This window comes from Caldithrix sp., assembly GCF_056497305.1.
In genome coordinates this window covers 1-5,133 of the sequence record NZ_JBSMDE010000022.1, presented here as the reverse complement: position 1 = coordinate 5,133, position 5,133 = coordinate 1, and the positions used below count along the sequence as shown (strand labels likewise).

The window sequence follows — 5,133 nt, the reverse complement described above, 5'->3', positions numbered from 1 at the left end:
TTTATGATCAGGCCTGAAAGCAAAAAGTCCGCTAATAAAAATGAGCGCTCCAGAAATCAAAAAAATCAAGTTTTTGTTTTGCGATAATGGAACGAGCCAGGGCAGAGCGCTAACCATTGATGCCACGGCCCCGCCTCCTGCTATTGCAGCCAGGGTTGCCGGTAAGGCGCAACAAAGCAAAGTACCCAGAGAAGTAAAGAGGGCAAAAAAGTGAATGTTCTTTTCTTTTATGGAAGAATTCATTTTTTCGGTTGCTCCTGTTTGGGCTCTTTCAATATTTTCTTTAATGTAAATCCAGCTTCGCTGATCTTATCTTTTAAAATCAGGGAATCGATACTAACATTCTGATTGAGATATAATTCTACGAGCCCTGAATTGAGATTGATGTCCAATTTCTGAACCCCTTCAAGCGCTTTTAATTTTTTTTCGAGGCCATAAGCACAAAATGGACAGGAGAGACCATTTACCTGCAAAACCATTTTCTTTGGAGTGGCGTTTGGGTCTTTATTGTCCTGGGCCCAGGACATAGTTGTAAAACTTATTAAAAAGATCGAAATAACTAACACTATTTTATTTAAGTTCATGTCACACCTCCTTTATAGTTTAAAAAATGGGTGGAAAATGGAATTCCAGCCCCAAAATGTATTCGTTTTTCATGCCAGCTTTCACATGTAATACTGGAAATTTTGCACCGATTTTCAACATAATGTTACGATAGCTGAAAAGAATTCCAGGAGAAATGCTAATCGCATAATTATTAAATTCGTCAGCTGTTTTCAGGTCATTGTTAAAGGTGCTATTAACTTCAACAAGTAAAACCGGATCTGGTTGCAGGTATTCTAAAAGCCAGGGCCGGATTCCATAGGCTAAATTGAAAAAAATCTCATCAAAACGTTTCATATCTTTTGATGACTCATTCAATCGATACCTTAAACCGCTGAAAAAATAGTGCCTGCGTGATTCATAGCCATAGGAAAGCCCCAGAAAAAAATCTGTGGCGTTTAATGCCTTTCCAGAAGGCAAAAAGACACCGGCATGGAGCGCAGCCTGTTTGCTGGCTCCCACCAGATCTTTTCGAAAGAAACGAAATTTTGTCCGAACACCAACGTTCCCAAAGCCGACTTTACTCTGGCTTAAATCGTACGGTGAGGATAGAGTTACAGCCCAGTCAGGGGTTATTCCATAAAGCGCTTCAAATTTATGAATCCAGCCTTCTGTATTCATTTCAAGTTCTGTCTCCAGGGCAAAACCATATTGGTAAAGGGTATGTGGGCCAAGGCCAAACAAAGGTTCATGGGCCAACAAAGGACGAAACAGGAACAAAAAAATTAAAGTGGCTAAAATGGTTAGGAATTTTTTCAAACCATCTCCTTTGCAAAATTTGGTTTAAGCGCTTCGATGAAACGCATTTATTAAATCAAACAACCTGGACTATGGTACAATGTTCCCGATGAATCCATTTTTATTTATTTTAAAAGACATAAATTCCACAATTAGCTCAATTATTAAAATTAAGCTTGATGGAGCCCTAAAATCGTTAAATTAGGAGCCCCATCAGGCAGCTTGGTTCGCCCCGATCGTTTTTAGTCAAAAGGCTTATGCTTTCCAGCTATTTCGCAGGAAATTAATCCGGTGAGTTCAATAAACCATTTACAGAGCGCGAATCACTTTTTGCAATTTCCCCGCAATTTCAGTGGCAACTTTCAATAAGGCGTCGTTTTCTACCGCCTTCATGGATTCTACCGGATTAACCGCAGCGACCTCAACTTTACCATCTACTGTTTCCTGCACCACTACATTACAGGGCAACATGGTACCGATTTTATCCTCAGCTTGCAAAGCTTTATAAGCATAGGGAGGATTGCAGGCGCCCAAAATCCGGTACTGACGGAAATCTACGCCCAATTTATTCTTCAGGGCTGCCTGGATGTCAATATCCGACAACACGCCAAAGCCTTCTTTTTGCAGTTCGGCAGTTACCCTTTCGATAATTTCATCGAAAGCGCCGTCCAGGGTTTTGGAATAATAATAACTCATTTTTGTTCTCCTATGATAGTTTGAATTTACAATAGATTAGAAATTTAAAAATATTAATGCCCATGTTCATTATTGGAATGCATCTGCTCTGTTTTTTCTGTATCAAGGGAAAGAGTTTCGATCTTTTGAATTTGAATCGCACCTTTCCCAGAAAAGGCAAAACCTGTTTGTCCGGCTGCCAAATCCGAACCGTGTCCATGAACGACCAGGATATCATTCACATAACCCCGGTAGTGTCCTTTGCTGCTTACAACCTTAAGATTAAGCCAGCCATTTTGTTGAATATCTTTGGCCTTAAAAGTTTTTACCCTTCCATGGTCCTTGCGTCCTAAAAATACTCTGTCTTTCTCAACCGCCAGAAAATCGTAGGTGTCCGGGCCGGAAACATGATGAATCAATAAAAAACGACCTTCAAATTGAGTTAAATTTACTCTGGCAGATAGCTGAACATTTTCCAGTTTAACGCCAAAGGTGAAGGCAAAGGGCTTTCTCTGGTCAGAATAAATATTTAATGCAGGTTTGTTATCGGACGTATTTACAACTTGTAAAACAACGTTTTGCCAGTTGCCCTGCGAAAGTTTAAAGTTCTGGCGAAAAGAGAGCGCTGCTTCCTTTCCCACCATCCAGGTCCACGAGCCGTTCTGGTCAATGGAAAGCGCGTTAAGTGAATTGTTATTCTCTAAAGTTTCATGGGCTTGTGTGTTTTGTGCCTTACCTCCCAGGCCATAACGGAAGACCAGTTCACCGCCGCGTTCTGCGGTCTGCTGCACCAAAATCAGACCACCGGAAGCGATTAAAAACAATAGAATTGCCAGCGATTTGATCTGGTCCCATTTTTTAAATGCAAAAAAGAGGCGAATAAGCGCATAAGCGCCGAAAAAGATCATGGTGTAAAATGCCAGATCCGCATGTAGGCTAACAACCGAAAAGGCTGAAGGGGGAATGTTAACCACATCCGCTGCCTGTTTGCCGGACAAATACGCACCAACTGTACCCAGCGCTCCCAGTACATACAACCATAAGGCTGCCGGCTTAAGCCATTGGTGGCGATTTAAAATCAATCCTACCAAGTCGGTTAGTACGGCAATGATCAAGAGTGCAATAGGAAAATGAACGATCAACGGATGCACATTGAGCATCCATTCGGGAATAAAGGTCATCTTATGCCTCCTCCATTAAATTAAAATTTCCAGTCGATTCCGCTACTCAAGGCTAAATCGGGACTACTTTCACTCACACCTTTTATCAGGTAAAAAGAAAAAATTGTTTTCCCGGAAAAAAACGAGAAAAAACCGAGGGCTAATTGCCTGGGAGGCTCCAGATCGGGAATAATTTCTGTGTAGCCTTTAAAATAGACAGAGATTGAATATGGAGCGCCGGTAAAAAATTTGCTAAGGCCCAATCCGTAGCCCACAGGATCCAGATACGTTATCTCCTGAGGATCGCCGATCCTCAAATAGCTAATTTCAGCAAATCCGCTGTACGTTCCGAACCATTTACGTGCAATCAGTCCAAAACCATAATCAAAAGCCCCCGTACTAAAAAGCGTCAAATGATTGGCGGTTGGGATTTTAGATTGGGCGCTCAATGACAAAGATGGCCATGGATCTGAAAACGCTCCTATATGGTATTCGGCATAGAGGTACACATCTCCCATACCTGTAGAAAAATTCTGTGCAGTTTGTGATTGGTCCCGTCTCATATTTTGTTGTTGATTGGATGGCGTCGTTTCATACACGCCACTGTTTTGCAAAATAAAAGGTACAGATACAGAAACGGACCAATTATTGTCGTTGTAACGAAGACCGGTTGTTAAATAATAGTTATCTGTGCGTTGTTGGTAAATGTATTGTCCGGTATTAAATGTCATTGAGGCATTGACGGCCCAATATTGCTGAGCAAAACTTGTTGCAATAAAGAGCAGAGTTACCAAAATTGATTTAAAACCGGGGCGCCATGCAAGCTCCCCGGCCATGTTTTTAGAAAACAGTTTCATTTGGTTTCGTCCGGCGTTTTAGTGCCTTTTTGCAATGTTTCGTAATTTTTCATCATGCCCTTCATGGATTGCATCATTTCATTCATGTTCTTCTTCATTTCTTCCATGTGTTTCTGCATTTCAGGATCATTCATCCATTTTTTATCGCTCATCATGGATTGCATGGTTTTCATCATCTTTTCCATACTTTCGGTCATATTTCTCATGTCCATGCCCATGTTTTGCATCATCATGTTCTGATTCTGTCCCTGGTGCATCATGCCCTGGCCCATCATCATATTTCCTTGCTTCTGGCCTTTGCCCTGCATCATATTCTGCATTTGTTTGTCCTGGGATTGTTGAACACCATGCATCATTTTCTGCATTTGCTGATGCATCTGTTGCATGTGCTGCATCATCTGATCCATATTCATCATCATATTCTGCTGATTCATGTGTTCCATGCCTTTATGCATGGTATTCTGCATATTCATGTGCTGGTGTTGTTGGCCTGAATTGTCCTGGCCCATGTGTTGAGCCTGAGCCGGATTCATGAACGCTGCAGCAATGAAAAACAGACCGCTGACGACTAATGTTACGAAATTTAACTTCTTCATCTTAAATCTCCTTTAAGTTGGTTGTTATGTTTTGAGTGTATTGTCATTTTTTCTATCTTATTACAATTTAGTAATATCCTGTCTTATGGCCTCATACTGTTCTTTAGAAATTTCACCGCGTGCATATCTCTGCTTTAAAATTTGCAGCGCTTCAGCATCACTGTCGGTTTTCCCAGCAGATATGAACGGAGCGCTTTTCTCGCGATTGATATTGGTCAGGTTAAAAAGGCCCCAGCCAAAGATGAGTAAAATAATAATTCCAAAAATGTATCCGAAACCCATTCCATACATCATGATCATTCTCCTTTTTTAATTCAAGTTCACTATAGTAATAGCAATTGCCATGCCACAATTTAATTAGATCAACTAACTTGTTATTAATAAAAGAATTAATCAAATATGGGCAAAAAGATTCGCACCCCAAAACTGGAGAATATTCAACAATTAAATTTGTTTTGTATTTTATTCTACAATATTAATGGAATGATCGGAAAGAGACATAAT

At 40.6% G+C, this 5,133-nt stretch carries 7 protein-coding genes and 1 pseudogene; all 8 read right to left on the bottom strand.

Annotated elements, in window-relative coordinates; all coding sequences use genetic code 11:
• Positions 1-243: pseudogene (locus ACWB0I_RS02110) on the bottom strand (hypothetical protein); the annotation flags it as partial.
• Positions 240-584, bottom strand: a complete 345-nt coding sequence (locus ACWB0I_RS02105) for a heavy-metal-associated domain-containing protein (protein ID WP_479386379.1) — start codon at positions 582-584, stop codon at positions 240-242. The gene ACWB0I_RS02105 and the pseudogene ACWB0I_RS02110, both read right to left, overlap by 4 nt.
• Positions 585-603: 19 nt before the next feature.
• Entirely contained in the window at positions 604-1,362 is a 759-nt protein-coding gene (locus ACWB0I_RS02100) for a hypothetical protein (protein WP_479386378.1), read from the bottom strand.
• A gap of 288 nt (positions 1,363-1,650) precedes the next feature.
• Positions 1,651-2,037: a DUF302 domain-containing protein gene (locus ACWB0I_RS02095; RefSeq protein WP_479386377.1), complete on the bottom strand. Its 387-nt coding sequence runs from the start codon at positions 2,035-2,037 to the stop codon at positions 1,651-1,653.
• Positions 2,038-2,090: 53 nt separating this feature from the next.
• Positions 2,091-3,197 (bottom strand): DUF2231 domain-containing protein, encoded by a 1,107-nt coding sequence (locus ACWB0I_RS02090; protein WP_479386376.1) that lies wholly within the window; start codon positions 3,195-3,197, stop codon positions 2,091-2,093.
• Positions 3,198-3,217: 20 nt separating this feature from the next.
• Entirely contained in the window at positions 3,218-4,033 is an 816-nt protein-coding gene (locus tag ACWB0I_RS02085; RefSeq protein WP_479386375.1) for a hypothetical protein, read from the bottom strand.
• Positions 4,030-4,629, bottom strand: a complete 600-nt coding sequence (locus ACWB0I_RS02080) for a hypothetical protein (protein WP_479386374.1) — start codon at positions 4,627-4,629, stop codon at positions 4,030-4,032. The genes ACWB0I_RS02085 and ACWB0I_RS02080 overlap by 4 nt, the downstream gene beginning before the upstream one ends.
• Positions 4,630-4,689: 60 nt before the next feature.
• The gene (locus ACWB0I_RS02075; RefSeq protein ID WP_479386373.1) at positions 4,690-4,923 is read right to left on the bottom strand and encodes an SHOCT domain-containing protein; all 234 of its coding nucleotides are present in this window, start codon (positions 4,921-4,923) and stop codon (positions 4,690-4,692) included.
• Positions 4,924-5,133: the final 210 nt, after the last annotated feature.

Coding starts and splice junctions, on each gene's coding strand:
- ACWB0I_RS02090 (WP_479386376.1), bottom strand. CDS start 3,197: ATGACCTTTATTCCCGAATGGATGCTCAATGTGCATCCGTTGATCGTT.
- ACWB0I_RS02075 (WP_479386373.1), bottom strand. CDS start 4,923: ATGATGTATGGAATGGGTTTCGGATACATTTTTGGAATTATTATTTTA.
- ACWB0I_RS02095 (WP_479386377.1), bottom strand. CDS start 2,037: ATGAGTTATTATTATTCCAAAACCCTGGACGGCGCTTTCGATGAAATT.
- ACWB0I_RS02085 (WP_479386375.1), bottom strand. CDS start 4,033: ATGAAACTGTTTTCTAAAAACATGGCCGGGGAGCTTGCATGGCGCCCC.
- ACWB0I_RS02105 (WP_479386379.1), bottom strand. CDS start 584: ATGAACTTAAATAAAATAGTGTTAGTTATTTCGATCTTTTTAATAAGT.
- ACWB0I_RS02080 (WP_479386374.1), bottom strand. CDS start 4,629: ATGAAGAAGTTAAATTTCGTAACATTAGTCGTCAGCGGTCTGTTTTTC.